This window comes from Hoeflea sp. YIM 152468 (assembly GCF_029210485.1).
In the GTDB taxonomy this organism is placed as follows: domain Bacteria; phylum Pseudomonadota; class Alphaproteobacteria; order Rhizobiales; family Rhizobiaceae; genus Hoeflea.
In genome coordinates, this window is record NZ_JARGET010000023.1 from 1 (window position 1) to 18,268 (window position 18,268).

The following is an 18,268-nucleotide window of genomic DNA, read 5'->3' on the forward strand; positions in this document are numbered from 1 at the left end:
AACGGACATGCACACACATAACCCTCATTTCCGTAAGGCAAAGCCCGCGTGCGGCCCTCCGGAATGCCAGTCTCACCTCACCCCCCGGCGATCGTGTCGCGCGGGATCGTTTCCCCTTGCGCGGAGCACTGCTGCCCGCAGCCGCATCCTCGTTGCCGGGCCGTGCTCTGCCTTGCCGCACACTTGAAAATCTGAGACACTTCCAGGCCGAGGCGCCTGCTGTCCCAAAGCCTGCGGCGAAGGCCAGGGCAAATCTGGGAGAGACAACTGTCCTGCGCCCGGGGAGGATCAGGCCATGCCGATGCGATCAGCAATTCCGATGTCTCTTGCCGCCGTCGCCGCCGGTCTGGCGCTTGCCGGTCCGGCCCGGGCCACGGTGTCGATTTCCTGCACCGACATGAAATTTGAGTCCAGTCTCGACATTGTGCTCGGCGCCGGACCTGTGCCCAATGTGTTTTCGGTGTCGCTGTCGGTCGGCGGCCGCGACTTCACCACCGCCGAAGGCCTGCCCGGAGAAAAACTTGACATCGCCCAGGCCTATGATGACGGCGAGATCTTCCGCATCGATCTGGTCGACCCGCAGGTGACCAGGCGTGTGGCGGCGATCCGGCTCATTCGCGGCGAGCACGATGAGGCGCCGTTGCAGATCGGCCTTGTCCAGATCGAGGATGAACCGCCGGTCGGCATTTCCTGCACCGGGCCCTGACCGGTTCAGGCTTGCCGATCGCGCAGAGGCGTCGTCTTCGCGCCAGTGATGGCGCCAAAGCCTTGCGACAGGCTATTTCGCGCGATTGACATAGGCCGACATCAGCGCCGCCATGCGGGCATTGCGGATCGCCGACGTGTTTTCGCCCATCACCACACCGACCACCGACTTGCCGCCACGTCGCACCGAAGTGGCCAGATTGAAGCCCGACGCGCGGGTGTAGCCGGTCTTCAGCCCGTCAGCGCCGGGAATCATGTCCATCGCCTTGTTGTGGCCCTTGATCGTGCGTCCGGCCACGGTCACTTCGCGCTGGTTGAAGTAGCTGTAATAATGCGGGAAGGTCCGCCGCAGCGCGATCGACAGCCGCGCCATGTCGGTGGCTGTCGTCACCTGGCCCGAATCGGGCAGGCCCGAGGCGTTCTTGAACACGGTGCGGGTCATGCCGAGGCTGCGCGCCTTCGCCGTCATCTTTGCGGCAAATTGCGCTTCCGAGCCGTTGCCGAGAAATTCGGCCACGGCGGTGGCCACATCATTGGCCGACTTGACCACCAGCACCCGGATCGCGGTGTCGACCGGAATCGACTGGCCCGGCTTCAGCCCGAGCTTTGACGGCGGCCGCGCAGCCGCATGGCGCGAAATCGGGATCAGGTCGGAGCGGCTGACGCGCCCCTCATCCATCGCCTCGAACATCAGATACAAGGTCATCATCTTGGTCAGCGACGCCGGGTAGCGCAGCTCGTTGACATTGGCGCCATAGAGCATCTTGCCTGACTTCGCATCGACCACGATGGCGGCATATTTCTCCGTCGTCGGCGCCACCGGCGCCACCACGTTCTCGATCGATCCGCCCGACGAGGCGCAGCCCGAAACCGCTGCCAGCAGCGCAATCATGGTCAGGGATTTTCGGCAATGGCGCAGTGCGCCTGCAATCAGCCCGGTCAAAACTTGCTCCCGTTTGCAACCCGTATCTGATTACCGTCTGTCCGCGATTGACGCAAGGCTTTGCAAGGCCGCAAACGCCGGCCAAGCTGGCGCGGGCAACCGGTGGCCTTGGTGTTGCACCGGCTTGGGCCTTGCTGGTAAGGGGAGGGCGAAATGGAGTAACGCCTCAAATGTCCTCACCGCGATCCCCACGTCCTCTCGATCACCTTGTGCTGCCGGTCGAGGATCTCGACACTGCGCGCGCGCGGCATTCAGCGCTTGGTTTCACCGTCGCCGCCGACGCGCTGCATCCCTTCGGCACCGAGAACGCCTGTGTGTTTTTCGCCGACGGCACCTATCTCGAACCGCTGGCCATCGCCTCGCGCGAGGACTGCGAGGCGGCCGCGCGGCAAGGCAATGTCTTCGTCGCCCGTGACCAGGCCTTCCGCTTCCGCCAGGGCGACACCGGATTTTCCGCGCTGGTGGTCGGCTCGAAGCAAGCCGAAGCCGATCATGCCCGCTTTGTTGCGCTCGGCATGTCCGGTGGCGCGATGCTGGCCTTCTCCCGGCCGATGCAATCGACCGACGGCTCCGAGCAGACGGCGAGCTTCCGGCTTGCGTTTGCGTCCGATCTGCGCAGCCCCGATTTCTTCGGTTTCGCAGTCGAGCGCATCAATGTGCCCGCCGCCGACCGTTCGCAACTGACGACGCACAGGAACGGCGTCACCGGCATCTCCGAAATCATCCTGTCGGAACCCAATCCGACCGATTTCCAGTATTTCATCCAGGAGCTTGCCTGCAACCGCGAGGTCGACGCCAATTCCTTCGGCATGTCGATCAAGCTCGACGGCGCCGCCATCACCGTCCTGAACAAGGCCGGCATGGGGGTTCATCTGGGTCTGCCCGACACCTCGCGCGATCGCGGCCTGATCGGCCGCGCCGTGGTCTACAAGGTCGATGACCTGGCGGCGACCGCGGCGCTGTTGCTGGAAAATGGCCTGGCCGCCCGTCAGGTCGCGGGCCGGCTGATTGTCGACCCGGCGCCGGGGCAGGGCGCCTGTTACTGTTTTGAGGAAACCCGATGACCGCCACGCCCAATTCCACCGTCACCGCCGGCACAGTTGCCTTCGGCAATCATCTGCCGCTGACACTGATCGCCGGCCCCTGCCAGATGCAGAGCCGCGCGCACGCCTTCGAGATTGCCGGCAGGCTGAAGGAAATCTGCGGCAAGCTCGGCATCGGGCTGGTCTACAAATCCTCCTTCGACAAGGCCAACCGCACCTCGCTCACGGGCACGCGCGGTCTCGGCCTCGACAAGGCGCTCACGGTCTTTGCCGACATCCGGGCCGAACTCGGCCTGCCGGTGATCACCGATGTTCACACCGAGGCGCAATGCGCCACCGTTGCCGCGGCTGTCGACATCTTGCAGATCCCGGCCTTTCTGTGCCGTCAGACCGATCTCCTGATCGCCGCCGCCGCCACCGGCCGCGTCATCAACGTCAAGAAAGGTCAGTTCCTGGCGCCCTGGGACATGAAGAACGTGCTCGCCAAGGTCACCGAAAGCGGCAATGCCAATGTGCTCTTGACCGAGCGCGGCGCCTCCTTCGGCTACAACACGCTTGTCTCCGACTTCCGCGCCTTGCCGATCATGGCCGCCATGGGCGCGCCGGTGGTGTTTGACGCCACCCATTCGGTGCAGCAGCCCGGCGGGCAGGGCGGCTCCTCCGGCGGCCAGCGCGAATTCGTCGAGACCCTGGCCCGCGCCGCCGTCGCCGTTGGTGTTGCAGCCCTGTTCATCGAGACCCACGAGGATCCCGACAACGCTCCGTCGGATGGCCCCAACATGGTGCCGCTTGACGCCATGCCGCGATTGCTCGAAACCCTGATGGCTTTCGACGCCGTGGCCAAACACCAGGCCGGCTGAAGATGGTCTGCGATTGCATGCCGCGATCGGCCGGGTAAGAAAAACAAGGCGCCGGTTTGTCCCCGGCGGCCTTGTGGGGTGTAGAGTGTAGATTGGATCCGGATCAGCCGGCGCTGCCTCTGAGCTTCGATGTTGGGATAAGTCCACCGCGGCGCGACCGGCAATTGATTTTTCGCCGCTGTGCGCTAAGACGGCACACAGCCGCCTTGGCCCAAGCCACTTATATGAAGGAACCACACCATGACCGCCATTATCCATATTGTCGGACGGGAAGTCCTCGACAGCCGCGGAAACCCGACGGTTGAGGTCGATGTCCATCTTGAAGACGGCTCCATGGGCCGCGCCATGGTTCCCTCCGGCGCCTCCACTGGCGCCCATGAAGCCGTTGAACTGCGTGACGGCGGCAGCCGCTATCTGGGCAAGGGGGTGGAAAATGCCGTCGCCGCCGTCAACGGCGCGCTGCGCGACCACATTTGCGGCATGGATGCCGAAGGCCAGATTGCCCTCGACAAGGAAATGATCGCCCTCGACGGGACTGCCAACAAGAGCAAGCTCGGCGCCAACGCCATTCTCGGCGTCTCGCTCGCCGCCGCCCGTGCCGCAGCCCAGTCGAGCGGTCTGCCGCTGTACCGCTATGTCGGCGGCGCCAATGCGCGTCTGCTGCCGGTTCCGATGATGAACATCATCAATGGCGGCGCCCACGCCGACAATCCGATCGATTTCCAGGAGTTCATGATCATGCCGGTTGGCGCGGAAAGCTTCCGCGACGCCGTGCGCATGGGCTCGGAAGTGTTTCATACCTTGAAAAAGGAGCTCTCGGCCGGCGGTTACAACACCAATGTCGGCGACGAAGGTGGCTTTGCGCCTGACCTCAAGAGCGCGCCCGATGCGCTCGATTTCATCATGAAGTCGATCGAGAAGGCCGGCTACCGTCCGGGTGAGGATATTCATCTGGCGCTTGACTGTGCCGCCACCGAGTTCTTCCGGGACGGCAAATATCAGCTTGACGGCGAAGGCCGGGCGCTCGAGCCCGAAGCCATGGCCGACTATCTGGCCGAACTGCAGGCCAAGTACCCGATCATTTCGATCGAGGACGGCATGGGAGAGGATGACTGGGACGGTTGGAAGTCCCTCACCGGCAAGATCGGTGACCGGTGCCAGCTGGTCGGCGACGATCTGTTCGTCACCAGCTCCGCCCGGTTGCGCGACGGCATCAAGATGGGCGTTGCCAACTCGATCCTGATCAAGGTCAACCAGATCGGCACCTTGTCGGAAACGCTCGATGCGGTCGAAACCGCGCACAAGGCGCGCTACACTGCTGTGATGAGCCACCGGTCCGGCGAGACCGAGGATTCGACCATCGCCGATCTGGCGGTTGCCACCAATTGCGGTCAGATCAAGACCGGATCGCTGTCGCGCTCCGACCGGCTGGCGAAATACAACCAGCTCATTCGCATCGAGGAAGAACTCGACGTCGAAGCCGCCTACGCCGGAACGTCCGTCCTGCGCACCTGACCGGGCCTGCGCACCTGACCGGGCGGGTGAACCCTTCACCGTCGGCCGTGAGGAAAAACTGATCAGGGCCCGCGCCGCTTGCGCGGGCCTTTCTGTTCGGTTTCGCTGATTGAGCTAACGCTATTTTAAGCATGAGGATGCGATCCTTGCCCACTCGCACGGGTAAGGCGTTTTTCGAATGCGGACACAATTCAAGAAAAAGCGGTTCTGGGGCCGGTGGGTCATTCCGGTTCTCTCGGTGGCTTGCTTTTCCTATTTTGGCTATCACTCCTGGCACGGTGCTTACGGGCTGGATTCAGCCGAAGCGCTGGAGATTCGACGTGTCGAATTGACGGAACGGCTTGCAAGCCTGGAAGAACGCAGGCAACATCTGGAACGCAAGGTGATGTTGTTGAGCGACGGCGCGGTGGAAGCTGATATGCTCGACGAACGGGCGCGGGCGCTGCTCAATGTCGCCCGTGCGGACGAGGTCGTCTATTTCAACTGATTTAACTGAGTTAACCTGAATTCAGTTAATCGAATGATTGTCTAGTTAAATCAATGGATTAGTTGGAATATCAGCTATGCGTTTATACGCTTGCTGATCATCTGCAATTTCCCTATGGTCAAGATTAGATGACCTTTGGGAGGATGATATGGCACCCCGTAAAACCGCCACAGCCGCATCCCGCAAGAAGCCTGCCGAAAAAAGCGGGCTGAACGGCGGGATTACCGATTTCGACAAGGCCGCCGAGATCAAGGCCTATAGCGAGATGCTGATGATCCGCCGGTTCGAAGAGAAGGCCGGCCAGCTTTACGGCATGGGCTTCATCGGCGGATTCTGTCACCTCTACATCGGTCAGGAAGCTGTCGTTGTCGGCATGCAGATGGCGCTCAAGGACGGCGATCAGGTCATTACCGGCTACCGTGATCACGGTCATATGCTGGTTTGCGGCATGGAGCCGCGCGGCGTCATGGCCGAGCTGACCGGACGCCGCGATGGCTACTCGCGTGGCAAGGGTGGCTCCATGCACATGTTCTCCAAGGAAAAGGATTTCTACGGCGGCCATGGCATCGTTGGCGGGCAGGTGTCGCTGGGCACCGGGCTGGGCTTTGCCAACCGCTATCGTGGCAACGACAATGTTTCTCTCACCTATTTCGGTGACGGCGCGGCCAACCAGGGTCAGGTCTATGAGAGTTTCAACATGGCGGCCTTGTGGAAGCTGCCGGTTGTCTACATCATCGAGAACAATCGCTACGCCATGGGCACCTCGACGGAGCGCTCCACCGCCCAGTCGAATTTCTCGTTGCGGGGCGCGTCCTTCGGCATTCCGGGGCATCAGGTTGATGGCATGGATGTGCGCGCGGTACACGCCGCCGCCATCGAGGCGGTCGCCCATTGCCGCGCAGGCAAGGGTCCGATCATTCTCGAAATGCTGACCTACCGCTATCGCGGCCATTCGATGTCCGACCCGGCGAAGTACCGCACCAAGGACGAGGTGCAGAAGATGCGCTCCGAGCACGATCCGATCGAGCAGGTCAAGGCGCGCATTCTCAAGCTCAAACATGCCGGCGAAGATGACCTCAAGGCCATCGACAAGCAGGTGCGTGAAGTGGTCGCCGACGCGGCGGATTTCGCCCAGAACAATCCGGAGCCGGATGCCTCCGAGCTCTACACCGATATTCTGCTGTAAGGGGAGGGAACCACCATGACGATAGATATCCTGATGCCCGCGCTTTCCCCGACAATGGAAGAAGGCACGTTGTCCAAATGGCTGAAAAACGAGGGCGACACGATCGCCTCCGGCGATGTGCTGGCCGAAATTGAAACCGACAAGGCCACCATGGAGGTCGAAGCCGTCGACGAGGGTGTGCTCGGCAAGATCGTCGTTCCTGCCGGCAGCGAAAACGTCAAGGTCAACGCTGTTATCGGCGTGATTCTGGAAGAGGGCGAGAGCGCTTCCGACATCGGCGCGCCGAAGGCTGCCGAAGCTGCACCGTCCGCCGCGCCCAAGGCAGCCGAGGCCGACGCAAAATCCGATGCAGCCGCGCCTGTGCCGGCCGCGCCGAAGGCGCCGGTTGCCAACACCGCGGTTTCCGATCCGTCAATCCCCGAAGGCACCGAGATGGTTCCGACCACCGTGCGCGAGGCGCTTCGCGATGCCATGGCCGAGGAAATGCGCGCCGACGACGACGTCTTCGTCATGGGCGAGGAAGTGGCCGAGTACCAGGGGGCCTACAAGATCACGCAAGGGTTGCTTGCGGAATTCGGCGACAGGCGCGTTGTCGACACGCCGATTACCGAACACGGCTTTGCCGGTCTCGGCGTTGGCGCCTCCATGGCCGGGCTGAAGCCGATCGTCGAGTTCATGACCTTCAACTTCGCCATGCAGGCAATTGACCAGATCGTCAATTCGGCTGCCAAGACGCTGTATATGTCGGGCGGTCAGATGGGCGCACCGATTGTCTTCCGCGGCCCCAACGGCGCGGCGGCCCGCGTCGGCGCCCAGCATTCGCAGTGCTATGCGGCCTGGTACAGCCATATTCCCGGCCTCAAGGTGGTCATGCCCTATTCGGCGGCTGACGCGAAAGGCCTGCTCAAAGCCGCCATCCGCGATCCCAACCCGATCATTTTCCTCGAAAACGAGATCCTTTACGGCCAGACATTCGATGTGCCGAAAATCGATGATTTCGTCCTGCCGATTGGCAAGGCCCGCATCCACAAGGCCGGCGCCGACGTCACCATCGTCTCCTTTGGTATCGGCATGACCTATGCCCTCAAGGCGATCGAGGAGCTCTCCAAGCTCGGCATTGATGTCGAATTGATCGACCTTCGGACCATCCGTCCGATGGACCTGCCGACCGTGATTGAAAGTGTGAAGAAGACCGGTCGCCTGGTCACCGTCGAGGAAGGCTTTCCGCAATCCTCCGTCGGCACCGAAATCGCCACGCGTGTGCAGCAACAGGCGTTCGATTATCTCGACGCGCCGATCATCACCATCGCGGGCAAGGATGTTCCCATGCCCTACGCCGCCAATCTCGAAAAGCTCGCACTGCCGAACGTCGCCGAGATCATCGAGGCCGTCAAAGCCGTCACCTATACGGCGTAAGGGGAGGTCCGGAAGATGCCTATCAACATCACAATGCCCGCCCTGTCGCCAACCATGGAAGAGGGAAACCTGTCCAAATGGCTGGTCAAGGAAGGCGACACGGTCAGCGCCGGCGATGTCATCGCCGAGATCGAGACCGACAAGGCGACGATGGAAGTCGAAGCCGTCGATGAAGGCACCGTGGCCAAGCTCGTCGTTGCCGCCGGTACCGAAGGCGTCAAGGTCAATGCGGTGATCGCCATTCTCGCCGCGGAAGGCGAAAGTGTCGAGGACGCCGCAAAGAGCGGCGGCGATGCCGCTCCAGCCCCTGCGCCAAAACCCGCCGAGGCTGCGAAGGCTGACACAGCCGCAACACAAGCCGCTCCTTCCACGGACAGCAAGCCGATCCGCGACGCCAATCCGGCTGCGCCTGCTGCCCCTCCTGCGCCGGTAGAAGACGGCGAGCGCGTGTTCTCGTCGCCCCTGGCGCGCCGCATTGCCAGGGACGCGGGCGTCAACGTGGCGCAGATCACAGGCTCCGGCCCGCATGGCCGCGTGGTCAAGAAGGATGTCGAGGCGGCAATCGCTTCGGGCACCGGTAAGGCTCCGGCAGCCGCAGCCGCTGCACCTGCCGCCGCGGCTCCAAAGGGCATGTCCGATGATGCCGTTCTGAAGAATTTCACCGAAGGCTCCTACGAGCTGGTCAAGCATGACGGCATGCGCAAGACCATTGCCCGCCGGCTGCAGGAATCCAAGCAGACCATCCCGCATTTCTACGTCACCGTCGATTGCGAGCTGGATGCGCTGCTGGCGCTGCGGGCCCAGCTCAACAAGGCGGCCCCGGTCAAGGACGGCAAGCCCGCCTACAAGCTCTCGGTCAACGACATGGTGATCAAGGCGCTGGCGCTGGCGCTGCGCGATGTGCCGGACGCCAATGTTTCCTGGACGGACGAGAATATGGTCATGCACAAGCATTCCGATGTCGGCGTCGCCGTCTCGATTCCGGGCGGGCTGATCACCCCGATCGTGCGCTCGGCTGAACTCAAGACGCTGTCAGCGATCTCGGGCGAGATGAAGGATCTGGGCAAGCGGGCCAAGGAGCGCAAGCTCAAGCCAGAAGAATACCAGGGCGGCACCACTGCCGTGTCCAACATGGGCATGATGGGGGTCAAGGACTTTGCCGCCGTCATCAACCCGCCGCATGCCACCATTCTGGCCGTCGGCGCCGGCGAACAGCGCGCCGTTGTCAAGGATGGTGCCTTGGCGATAGCCACGGTGATGAGCGTCACGTTGTCAACCGATCACCGCGCCGTTGACGGTGCGCTCGGCGCCGAATTGCTGGCGGCCTTCAAGGGCTACATCGAAAGCCCGATGGGAATGCTGGTCTGAGCGACTTGACGATCAACACTGGAGGACGCGGTTATGGCTGATCATGGTGTGGACGAGCGTTTCAGCAAGACCTGGACCTGGATGGCCGTGCTGGCGGTGATCTGCATTGTCGGCGGTTTTCTGGCGCTGCTCAATCCGTTCGGTGCGACCATTCTCGCCGTTGTTCTGGCCGGTTGGATCTTTCTCATCCAGGGTGTCGTCCAGGTGGTCCATGCCTTCAGAATTCGGGACTGGCCCGGCTTCATCTGGTCGCTCGGCATCGGTGCGCTGTCGCTTATCGTCGGCTTCGTGCTGGTTGCCGATCCGCTCGCGGGATCGGTGTCGCTGACCTTGCTGGTGGCGGTGCTCTTCCTGGTGATCGGCGTTGCCAAGATTATGTTCGCTCTGGCGCTCAAGCCCGCGTCCGGCTGGGTCTGGGTGTTGGTCTCGGGCCTTGTCTCGGCTGTGCTCGGCGTGATGATCCTTGCCGGTCTGCCGTCGACGGCGACGACTGTTCTGGGTCTGCTGCTCGGCATCGAACTGATCTCCAACGGCGTGCTGTTCCTGTTCGTGGCGCTGGGCCTGCGCAAGCTGGGTCACGTCTGAGACAGGCGGGTGACTTTGCCTGCCGCGCGCATCATATTGAAGCCGTAGCTTGAGGGAGTAGGAGGATATCATGACCGAATCGACAGACATGATTGGCCCGACGCTCAAGCAAATGCGCGCTGCAAATGGCGTTGTGAAACCATGAAAACAGTCCTCTGCTATGGCGACTCTCTCACCTGGGGCTATGACCCCAAGACCCGGGCCCGGCATGGGCTCGCGGACCGCTGGCCCTCGGTGCTGGCGTCAGCGCTGGGCGAGGGCGTGCATGTGACCGCCGACGGGCTCAATGGCCGGACCACGGCATTTGATGATCACACCGGTGATTGCGACCGCAACGGCGCGCGCACGCTGCCGACTGCGCTGCATGCCCACGCGCCGCTCGATCTGGTCATCTTCATGCTTGGATCGAACGACATGAAGCCGGTCATCGCTGGCACCGCCCATGCGGCATCGAAAGGCATCCGGCGGCTGCTGGACCTGGTCCGGTTGCACGCCTGGCCGGTGGAGCAGGAGGCGCCGCAGATCCTGGTGGTCTCACCGCCACCGCTGGTTCAAACCGCTGATCCCGACTTCGCCGCGATGTTTGAAGGCGGGGTCGCCCAGTCGGTGATGCTGGCGTCGTTCTATGCCGATCTGGCCGATGACACCGGTGCCGGATTTTTCGACGCGGGATCGGTGGCGCGGTGTTCGCCGATCGACGGCGTCCATCTGGATGCGGAGAACACCCGCGCCATCGGGCGGGGCCTGGCGCCGGTAACAAGGTTGTTGCTGGGGCATTGATGAACGCAGCGCCAGGCGGTCAACACCGCAAGGTGCTGCAGCACATGGAAGTGGCGTATGCGCCTTTGATCGCATCGCATGCGATTTGAGCGGTTGTGCGCGAAGCAGTTGACCAGGGTCAAGGAGAACACGGACCGGGCGGATAGAGTGCAGTCATCACCAGACAACGAGGAGATGATTGATGTCACATACGCCCAACGAACTGCCGGAGGAATTTCCCGAGCATGTTGAGAAAATGCATGAGATGAAGCAGGACGATGACCATTTCGCCAAGCTCTCCGATGCCTATCACGACCTCAACCGGGCCATCCACCGCGCTGAAACCAATGTCGAGCCGACAGATGATTTCACTATGGAATCGATGCGCAAGCAGCGCCTGAAGCTCAAGGACGAAATCTACGGGATGCTGACGGGATAGGACCCGACAGGCCCGTACAGATGGCAGGGCGGATGCCGATCCGTCCGCCCTGACTCAAAGGAGACGAGGCGTGTCAAACAGTTACGACGTGATCATCATCGGCGCCGGCCCCGGCGGCTACATCGCGGCCATCCGCGCCGCCCAGCTTGGTCTGAAGGCCGCCGTGGTCGAGCGCGAACATCTGGCCGGCATTTGCTCCAACTGGGGCTGCATTCCGACCAAGGCTCTGCTGCGCTCGGCCGAAGTGCTGCATCTTGCCGAGCACGCCAAGAACTACGGCCTCAAGCTCGAAGGCTCGGTCACTCCCGATCTTGACGCCATCATCAAGCGCTCGCGCGGCATTGCCGAACGGATGAATGGCGGCGTCGGCTTCCTGATGAAGAAGAACAAGGTCGATGTCATCTGGGGCGAAGCCAAGCTGACCAAACCGGGCGAGATCGCGGTTTCAAAAACCACCAAGAAGATCGTCGAGCCGCAGGGGCCGATCCCCAAGACCACGCTGGGCGAGGGCACCTACACCGCCAAGCACATCATCGTCGCCACCGGCGCGCGGCCGCGGGCACTGCCCGGCATCGAGCCCGACGGCAAGCTGATCTGGACCTATTTCGAGGCGATGAAGCCCGACAAGATGCCTAAGTCGCTGCTGGTCATGGGCTCCGGCGCCATCGGTATCGAATTCGCCTCCTTCTACCGCACCATGGGTGTGGATGTGACCGTGGTCGAGGTGATGAAGGCTGTGATGCCGGTCGAAGATGCCGAAATCTCGGCTTTCGCAAAGAAGCAGTTCGACAAGCAGGGCATGAAGATTCTGCTCGAAGCCAAGGTCACAAAGGTCGACAAGGCCGCCGATTCGGTCACCGCCCATGTCGAGCTCAAGGACGGCAAGATCGAAAAGATCACCGCTGACCGGATGATCTCGGCTGTCGGTGTCCAGGGCAACATCGAAAATCTCGGGCTCGAGGCGCTTGGTGTGAAGACCGATCGCGGCTGCATTGTCATCGATGGCTACGGCAGGACCAATGTCCCCGGACTCTATGCCATCGGCGATGTTGCCGGTCCGCCGATGCTGGCGCACAAGGCCGAGCACGAAGCCGTCATTTGCGTCGAGAAGATCGCCGGCCTGCCCAATGTCCACCCGATGGACAAGCTCAAGATCCCCGGCTGCACCTATTGCAACCCGCAGGTCGCTTCCGTCGGCCTCACCGAAGCCAGGGCCAGGGAACTGGGCCGTGATATTCGCGTCGGACGTTTCCCGTTCGTTGCCAACGGCAAGGCCATCGCACTGGGCGAGGACCAGGGCATGGTCAAGACCATTTTCGACAAGAAGACCGGCGAATTGCTCGGCGCGCATTTGGTTGGCGCCGAAGTCACCGAGCTGATCCAGGGCTTTGTCGTGGCGATGAATCTGGAAACCACCGAGGAAGAGCTGATGCACACCGTCTTCCCGCATCCGACGATTTCGGAAACGCTCAAGGAAAGCGTGCTCGACGCCTACGGACGGGCGCTCAACGCGTGAGCGGGTCTCGCCGCCTGCCAAGGGCCGTGCTGCTGCCGGTGATCGGCGGCGCAGGCTTGGGCGCGGTGGCGGGGCTGGCCGCCATTCGCGGCCGCGGTGCGGTCGAGTTCGGGTCTGTCCGGCTTGAGGGTTTGGCGGGGATCGTCTCGTTATCCGCCATCCTGGCATTGATGGGACTGATGCTCGGTCTTACATTCTGGTTGATCATGCGGGCGCTCGGCGCGGCGGCACAAGGAGACAAACGGCGATGATGGAGGTGCAGATGGGGTTTTTGGCGATGCCGGGGCTCGGCTTCTTCGGCCTGCTGCTGGTTGGTCTGATTGCCGGATATGTCGCCGAACGCGCCATGAACCGGGAGCACGGCTTGCTGACCAACATGCTGGTCGGCATTGCCGGCTCCTTCGTCGGCGGCGCGCTCGCGGGCGTGCTCAACATCAATTACTACGGATTTGCCGGAAATCTGGTGGTCGCCATTGTGGGCGCGATCCTGATTCTCTGGGTTTTCGGCCGCTCGAAGCGCGGCTGAACCACAACGCACATAAAGGGCCTTGTCATGGTCACCATTCTCGACGTCACCAATCGTGAAGCCGCAAAACCTGAAGTCCGGCGTATCCGGCATCCGGAAAAGCAGAATCGGCCTGATACCGAGGTCAAGCGCAAGCCGGAATGGATCAGGGTCAAGGCGCCGACCTCGAAGGGCTATCAGGAAACCCGCTCGATCGTGAAGCAGAACAATCTCGTCACCGTCTGCGAGGAGGCCGGCTGTCCCAATATCGGCGAATGCTGGGACAAGAAGCACGCCACTTTCATGATCATGGGCGAGATCTGCACCCGCGCCTGCGCCTTCTGCAATGTCATCACCGGCAAGCCCAATGCGCTGGATGTGAACGAGCCGGAGAACGTCGCCAAGGCGGTCAAGCAGATGGGGCTGATGCATGTCGTCGTTACCTCCGTCGATCGCGATGATCTCGATGATGGCGGCGCCGAGCATTTCGAGAAGGTGATCTTTGCCATCCGTGCCGCGTCGCCCGAGACGACGATCGAAATCCTGACACCGGATTTCCTGCGCAAGCCCGGCGCACTCGAGCGCGTGGTCGCAGCCAGGCCCGACGTCTTCAACCACAATCTTGAAACCGTGCCCGGCAATTACCTCACCGTCCGTCCCGGCGCACGCTATTTCCACTCGCTCAGGCTTTTGCAGCGGGTCAAGGAACTCGATCCGGCCATGTTCACCAAATCCGGCATCATGGTGGGGCTGGGTGAGGAGCGCAACGAAGTGCTGCAGCTGATGGACGATCTGCGTTCGGCCGATGTCGATTTCATGACCATCGGGCAATATCTGCAGCCGACCCGCAAGCACCACGAGGTGATGAGCTACGTGACCCCCGACGAGTTCAAGAGCTACGAGAAGATCGCCTACACCAAGGGGTTTCTGATGGTCTCGTCGAGCCCGCTGACCCGCTCGTCACACCACGCCGGCGATGATTTCGCCCGTCTCAAAGCCAACCGGGAGGCCAGAATGGCGGGCGCGCTCGTCGCCAGTTGAACCGATGCCAACCTACACCACCACACGTTCCATACCGCACTCGCCGCGCCAGATGTTCGATCTGGTCGCCGATGTCGAGCGCTATCCCGAGTTCTTGCCGTTGTGCGAGGCGCTGAGCGTGCGCTCGCGCAAGGAGCGCGATACCAGGACATTGCTGATCGCCGACATGACGGTGGGCTACAAGAAGATCCGCGAAACCTTCACCAGCCAGGTTTTGCTCGATCCGGATGAACGGGAGATCAACGTCAAATACCTCGACGGGCCGTTCAGATATCTCGACAACAAGTGGACCTTCGAGCCGCGCGATGATGGCGGATGCGAGGTGCGGTTCTTTATCGACTACGAATTCAAGAGCAGAATGCTCGGCGTGCTGATGGGCGCCATGTTCGACCGGGCCTTCCGCATGTTTGCCGAGGCGTTTGAAAAACGCGCCCGGGAGATTTACGGCGAGCCCGGCGTTTCCTGACCTCGCGTCGGCTGCGCCAGGCGGCCGATCAGCGCTTCGAGTGCAGCGCGGACTGTGGCAGCCCGGATCAGCGCGCGGCTCCAGGCCGGGTCCCAGCGCAGCTCGATCACACTGGTCAGGTCTCCCGGCCCCGAAAGCCCCATCCACACCAGCCCGACCGGTTTGATGGCCGAGCCGCCGCCTGGACCGGCGACGCCTGTCACCGAAACCGCGAAACTGGCCCCCGACCGGCGGCGTGCCCCGAGCACCATTTCGGTGGCGACCTGCGCCGACACCGCACCATAGCTATCGAGTGTGGTGTCGCGCACGCCGAGCATGTCCTGCTTGGCCGGGTTGGAATAGGTCACAAATCCGCGCTCAAACACCGCTGACGAACCGGGCACGTCCGTGATGGCTGCGGCGATCAGGCCGCCGGTGCAGGATTCGGCCGTCGCCACCCGCGCGCCGGCGACGGAGAACGAGTCAACCAGCTCCTGTGCCAGCCTGTGGCAGTCGGCGCCGATCTCGTCGAGCAATGCCGTTTGCCGCGCGGCCCCGTCCTTCATCTCCCCATCACTCATGACCGATGGCCATACACGACAGAGGCAGTGGCGATGGCCGCAATGCCCTCGCGGCGGCCGATGCTGCCGATGGTCTCATGGGTGGTGGCCTTGACCGAACAGCGCTCGACCGAAATGCCGAGAATGCCGGCAAGGGCGGAGCGCATGGCCAGCCGGTGCGGCCCGATCTTCGGCTCTTCGGCGATCAGCGTGACATCGACATTCAGGATCACGCCGCCGGCGTCGCGCACGATCGCGGCTGCGTGGCTGAGAAAGATGTGCGAGGCGGCGCCATGCCATTGCGGATCAGACGGCGGAAAATGATCGCCAATATCGCCCGCAGCGCATGTCGCCAGCAGCGCATCGGTCAGCGCGTGCAGGCCGACATCGGCGTCGGAATGGCCGTCAAGCCGCTGATCATGCGGGATCTCGACGCCGCAAAGAGTAACATGGGTGCCATCCACCAGCCGATGGACATCATAGCCGTTGCCGGTCCGGACATCCGGCAGCGGGTGGGGGGACGGGTCTTCATGCGCCATGGCGATTTCCTCGAAATTAGCGGTTCTTGTGGGCGAGTTCACCACATCCTGTCTCTAAGGCTTGCGCCGGGGGGAAAAAAGCCCTTTTGCATTTTTATCGTCCGCCGACCGAATTCGACTTGGCAAGCCCGAATGGTTTGTCTAAAAAAAGGGCAATCAGAAAAGTTGCACGATACGCATGCAGAATATTAAAGCCAGTCTCAGTCAACCGCTTCAGATCGGGCCGGTAACCGCGCGAAACCGGGTGTTTCTGGCGCCCTTGTCGGGCATCTCTGATCTGCCGTTCCGGCAACTGGCCTGGCAGCATGGGGCAGGGCTGGTGTTCACCGAAATGGTCGCGAGCCGCGAGCTGGTCACCGACAGCCGCGAATCGCTGGTGCGGTTGCGGGGGGACGGCATTGATCCGCATGTGGTGCAGCTTGCCGGCCGCGAGGCCGGATGGATGGGTGAGGCAGCCCGGATTGCAGAGGCCGCGGGCGCTGCCATGATCGACATCAACATGGGCTGTCCGGCCAAGAAGGTGACCGGCGGCTATTCGGGGTCAGCGCTCATGCGCGATCCCGACCATGCGCTTGAATTGATCGCGGCGACCGTCAAGGCGGTTTCGGTTCCGGTAACGCTGAAAATGCGTCTCGGCTGGGATGATGACAGCCACAATGCGCCGTTGATTGCAGCCCGCGCCGAAGCCGCCGGCGTGCAGATGATCACCATTCATGGCCGCACCCGCATGCAGTTTTACGACGGTGTTGCCAATTGGGATGCCATCGCCCGGGTTCGCGACGCGGTCAGCGTTCCGTTGATCGCCAATGGTGATGTCACCTCGCCCGCCGATATTGCCGAGTGCCTGCGCCGCTCGGGCGCCGACGCGGTGATGGTCGGGCGCGCCGCGCGCGGCCAGCCCTGGATTTGCGGCGAACTGGCCGGATCGGACGAGGTTCCGGCCGGGGCTGCCGCCCGCCAGGCCGTGGCGCTTGCCCATTACCGGATGATGATCTCGCATTACGGTGAAGACGTCGGCGTGCGCCATGCGCGCAAGCACATCGGCTGGTATCTCGAGACGCTGGCGCCGGAAACCCCGGCTGCGGTCAAAACCGCCCTGATGACGGCGCGCCGGGCCGATGAAGTTTTCGATATGTTTGCTCAGGCGCTGGCGGCGAGCTTGCAGGCGTCGGTGCTGGAGAGTGCGGCGTGAGCGCAAAAGGTGGCGAACAGGCGAGCGTCATCGACGCCGGCACCACCACCATGGTGCTCAACGCCATCCAGCATCCGGTGATCATGGTCAACGCCGGCAGTGTCGTCTGCTTTGCCAATTGGGAAGCGGAAAACTTCTTCGGCGCCAGTGCGGCCCATCTCGGCAGGCACAGGATCGACGACTTCATTCCGTTCGGCAGCCCGCTTCTCGAACTCATTGGGCAGGTGCGCGAACGCAGCGCGGCCGTCAATGAGTACCGGGTCGATCTCAGCTCGCCACGGCTGGGCAGCGACAAGCTCGTTGATCTCTATGTCGCGCCGGTGGCAGGGATGCCCGGTAACGTCGTGGTGGTGTTCCAGGAGCGCTCGATGGCCGACAAGATCGACCGTCAGCTTACCCACCGTGCCGCCGCGCGTTCGGTCAGCGGACTGGCATCGATGCTGGCACATGAAATCAAGAACCCGCTGTCGGGCATCCGCGGCGCGGCGCAATTGCTGGAAATGTCGGTTGGCGAGGAAGACCGCTCGCTGGCACGGCTGATCCGCGATGAGACCGACCGCATCGTCTCGCTGGTGGACCGCATGGAAATCTTCTCCGACGAGCGTCCGGTGGACCGCACCACCGTCAACATCCATTCGGTGCTCGACCACGTCAAGGCGGTGGCCAAGGCCGGGTTCGCCCGCCATATCAAGTTCGTCGAACTCTATGATCCGTCGCTTCCCTCGGTCTATGCCAACCGCGACCAGCTGGTGCAGGTGTTCCTCAATCTGGTCAAGAACGCCGCCGAATCGATCGGCGATGATCCCAATGGCGAAATCGTTCTGACCACGGCCTACCGGCCCGGCATCAAGCTGTCGGTCGCCGGCACACGCGACAAGATCTCGCTGCCGCTTGAATTCTGTGTGCAGGACAATGGTCCCGGCGTTCCACACGAGCTGGTCTCGCACCTGTTCGATCCCTTCATCACCACCAAGACCAACGGCTCGGGCCTCGGTCTGGCGCTGGTTGCCAAGATCGTCGGCGGTCATGGCGGTATCGTTGAATGTGACAGCCAGAGCCGCGAGACCGTTTTCCGGGTGCTAATGCCGGTTTCGCCCGACGGACGGCCGATCAAGCCGCTGCCGTCCCACACGGGCCATGCCTCCGGCCAAGAGGACTGAATTG

The 18,268-nt window shown here is 62.5% G+C and carries 20 protein-coding genes and 1 pseudogene; 18 read left to right on the plus strand and 3 right to left on the minus strand.

Translation table 11 applies throughout. The features are described 5' to 3' along the window. Positions 1 to 295 precede the first annotated feature (295 nt). Complete coding sequence (locus PZ897_RS12080) at positions 296 to 706, plus strand: hypothetical protein (RefSeq protein ID WP_275752551.1); 411 nt, start codon at positions 296 to 298, stop codon at positions 704 to 706. 72 nt (positions 707 to 778) lie between these two features. Here the strand turns inward: PZ897_RS12080 and PZ897_RS12085 are convergent, their stop codons facing one another. Next, positions 779 to 1,648, minus strand: coding sequence for a D-alanyl-D-alanine carboxypeptidase family protein (locus tag PZ897_RS12085; protein ID WP_275752552.1), 870 nt, complete (start codon positions 1,646 to 1,648; stop codon positions 779 to 781). Positions 1,649 to 1,818: 170 nt separating this feature from the next. On the opposite strand from PZ897_RS12085, the gene PZ897_RS12090 reads away from it, so the two are divergent. The 15 genes from PZ897_RS12090 (at position 1,819) to PZ897_RS12160 (ending at position 14,834) form a co-directional block, all read left to right on the plus strand. After that, complete coding sequence (locus PZ897_RS12090; RefSeq protein WP_275752553.1) at positions 1,819 to 2,712, plus strand: VOC family protein; 894 nt, start codon at positions 1,819 to 1,821, stop codon at positions 2,710 to 2,712. Beyond that, positions 2,709 to 3,551: a 3-deoxy-8-phosphooctulonate synthase gene (gene kdsA / locus PZ897_RS12095; protein ID WP_275752554.1), complete on the plus strand. Its 843-nt coding sequence runs from the start codon at positions 2,709 to 2,711 to the stop codon at positions 3,549 to 3,551. Before PZ897_RS12090 ends, kdsA begins: the two co-directional genes overlap by 4 nt. 240 nt (positions 3,552 to 3,791) lie before the next feature. Continuing rightward, entirely contained in the window at positions 3,792 to 5,066 is a 1,275-nt protein-coding gene (gene eno, locus PZ897_RS12100) for a phosphopyruvate hydratase (RefSeq protein ID WP_275752555.1), read from the plus strand. A 178-nt stretch (positions 5,067 to 5,244) separates the two neighbouring features. Then, positions 5,245 to 5,553, plus strand: a complete 309-nt coding sequence (locus PZ897_RS12105) for a septum formation initiator family protein (RefSeq protein WP_275752556.1) — start codon at positions 5,245 to 5,247, stop codon at positions 5,551 to 5,553. A 148-nt stretch (positions 5,554 to 5,701) separates the two neighbouring features. Continuing rightward, positions 5,702 to 6,739: a pyruvate dehydrogenase (acetyl-transferring) E1 component subunit alpha gene (gene pdhA, locus PZ897_RS12110; protein WP_275752557.1), complete on the plus strand. Its 1,038-nt coding sequence runs from the start codon at positions 5,702 to 5,704 to the stop codon at positions 6,737 to 6,739. A 15-nt stretch (positions 6,740 to 6,754) separates the two neighbouring features. Further along, positions 6,755 to 8,155, plus strand: a complete 1,401-nt coding sequence (locus PZ897_RS12115) for a pyruvate dehydrogenase complex E1 component subunit beta (RefSeq protein WP_275752558.1) — start codon at positions 6,755 to 6,757, stop codon at positions 8,153 to 8,155. 15 nt (positions 8,156 to 8,170) lie between these two features. Next, entirely contained in the window at positions 8,171 to 9,523 is a 1,353-nt protein-coding gene (locus tag PZ897_RS12120; protein WP_275752559.1) for a pyruvate dehydrogenase complex dihydrolipoamide acetyltransferase, read from the plus strand. Between the two features lie 33 nt (positions 9,524 to 9,556). Next, the gene (locus PZ897_RS12125; RefSeq protein WP_275752560.1) at positions 9,557 to 10,108 is read left to right on the plus strand and encodes a DUF308 domain-containing protein; all 552 of its coding nucleotides are present in this window, start codon (positions 9,557 to 9,559) and stop codon (positions 10,106 to 10,108) included. A gap of 141 nt (positions 10,109 to 10,249) precedes the next feature. Then, the gene (locus PZ897_RS12130) at positions 10,250 to 10,888 is read left to right on the plus strand and encodes an SGNH/GDSL hydrolase family protein (protein ID WP_275752561.1); all 639 of its coding nucleotides are present in this window, start codon (positions 10,250 to 10,252) and stop codon (positions 10,886 to 10,888) included. Positions 10,889 to 11,069: 181 nt separating this feature from the next. After that, positions 11,070 to 11,306 (plus strand): YdcH family protein, encoded by a 237-nt coding sequence (locus PZ897_RS12135; protein ID WP_275752562.1) that lies wholly within the window; start codon positions 11,070 to 11,072, stop codon positions 11,304 to 11,306. A gap of 70 nt (positions 11,307 to 11,376) precedes the next feature. Then, entirely contained in the window at positions 11,377 to 12,822 is a 1,446-nt protein-coding gene (lpdA, locus tag PZ897_RS12140; protein ID WP_275752563.1) for a dihydrolipoyl dehydrogenase, read from the plus strand. After that, on the plus strand, positions 12,819 to 13,073 hold the full coding sequence (locus tag PZ897_RS12145) for a hypothetical protein (RefSeq protein ID WP_275752564.1): 255 nt from the start codon (positions 12,819 to 12,821) through the stop codon (positions 13,071 to 13,073). Before lpdA ends, PZ897_RS12145 begins: the two co-directional genes overlap by 4 nt. Further along, on the plus strand, positions 13,070 to 13,348 hold the full coding sequence (locus PZ897_RS12150) for a GlsB/YeaQ/YmgE family stress response membrane protein (protein WP_275752565.1): 279 nt from the start codon (positions 13,070 to 13,072) through the stop codon (positions 13,346 to 13,348). Before PZ897_RS12145 ends, PZ897_RS12150 begins: the two co-directional genes overlap by 4 nt. A 27-nt stretch (positions 13,349 to 13,375) precedes the next feature. Further along, the gene (gene lipA / locus PZ897_RS12155; protein ID WP_275752566.1) at positions 13,376 to 14,368 is read left to right on the plus strand and encodes a lipoyl synthase; all 993 of its coding nucleotides are present in this window, start codon (positions 13,376 to 13,378) and stop codon (positions 14,366 to 14,368) included. Between the two features lie 4 nt (positions 14,369 to 14,372). Then, complete coding sequence (locus PZ897_RS12160; RefSeq protein ID WP_275752567.1) at positions 14,373 to 14,834, plus strand: type II toxin-antitoxin system RatA family toxin; 462 nt, start codon at positions 14,373 to 14,375, stop codon at positions 14,832 to 14,834. On the opposite strand, the gene PZ897_RS12165 is transcribed toward PZ897_RS12160, so the two are convergent. Next, positions 14,810 to 15,394, minus strand: a complete 585-nt coding sequence (locus PZ897_RS12165) for a CinA family protein (RefSeq protein WP_275752568.1) — start codon at positions 15,392 to 15,394, stop codon at positions 14,810 to 14,812. The genes PZ897_RS12160 and PZ897_RS12165 overlap by 25 nt on opposite strands. Next, positions 15,391 to 15,921 (minus strand): annotated as a pseudogene (ispF, locus tag PZ897_RS12170) (2-C-methyl-D-erythritol 2,4-cyclodiphosphate synthase); the annotation flags it as partial. The gene PZ897_RS12165 and the pseudogene ispF, both read right to left, overlap by 4 nt. A 169-nt stretch (positions 15,922 to 16,090) precedes the next feature. Here ispF and dusB point away from each other — a divergent pair. Next, positions 16,091 to 17,104: a tRNA dihydrouridine synthase DusB gene (gene dusB / locus PZ897_RS12175; RefSeq protein WP_275752569.1), complete on the plus strand. Its 1,014-nt coding sequence runs from the start codon at positions 16,091 to 16,093 to the stop codon at positions 17,102 to 17,104. A 50-nt stretch (positions 17,105 to 17,154) separates the two neighbouring features. Next, entirely contained in the window at positions 17,155 to 18,264 is a 1,110-nt protein-coding gene (locus PZ897_RS12180) for a nitrogen regulation protein NR(II) (RefSeq protein WP_275752686.1), read from the plus strand. The last annotated feature ends 4 nt before the right edge of the window (positions 18,265 to 18,268 follow it).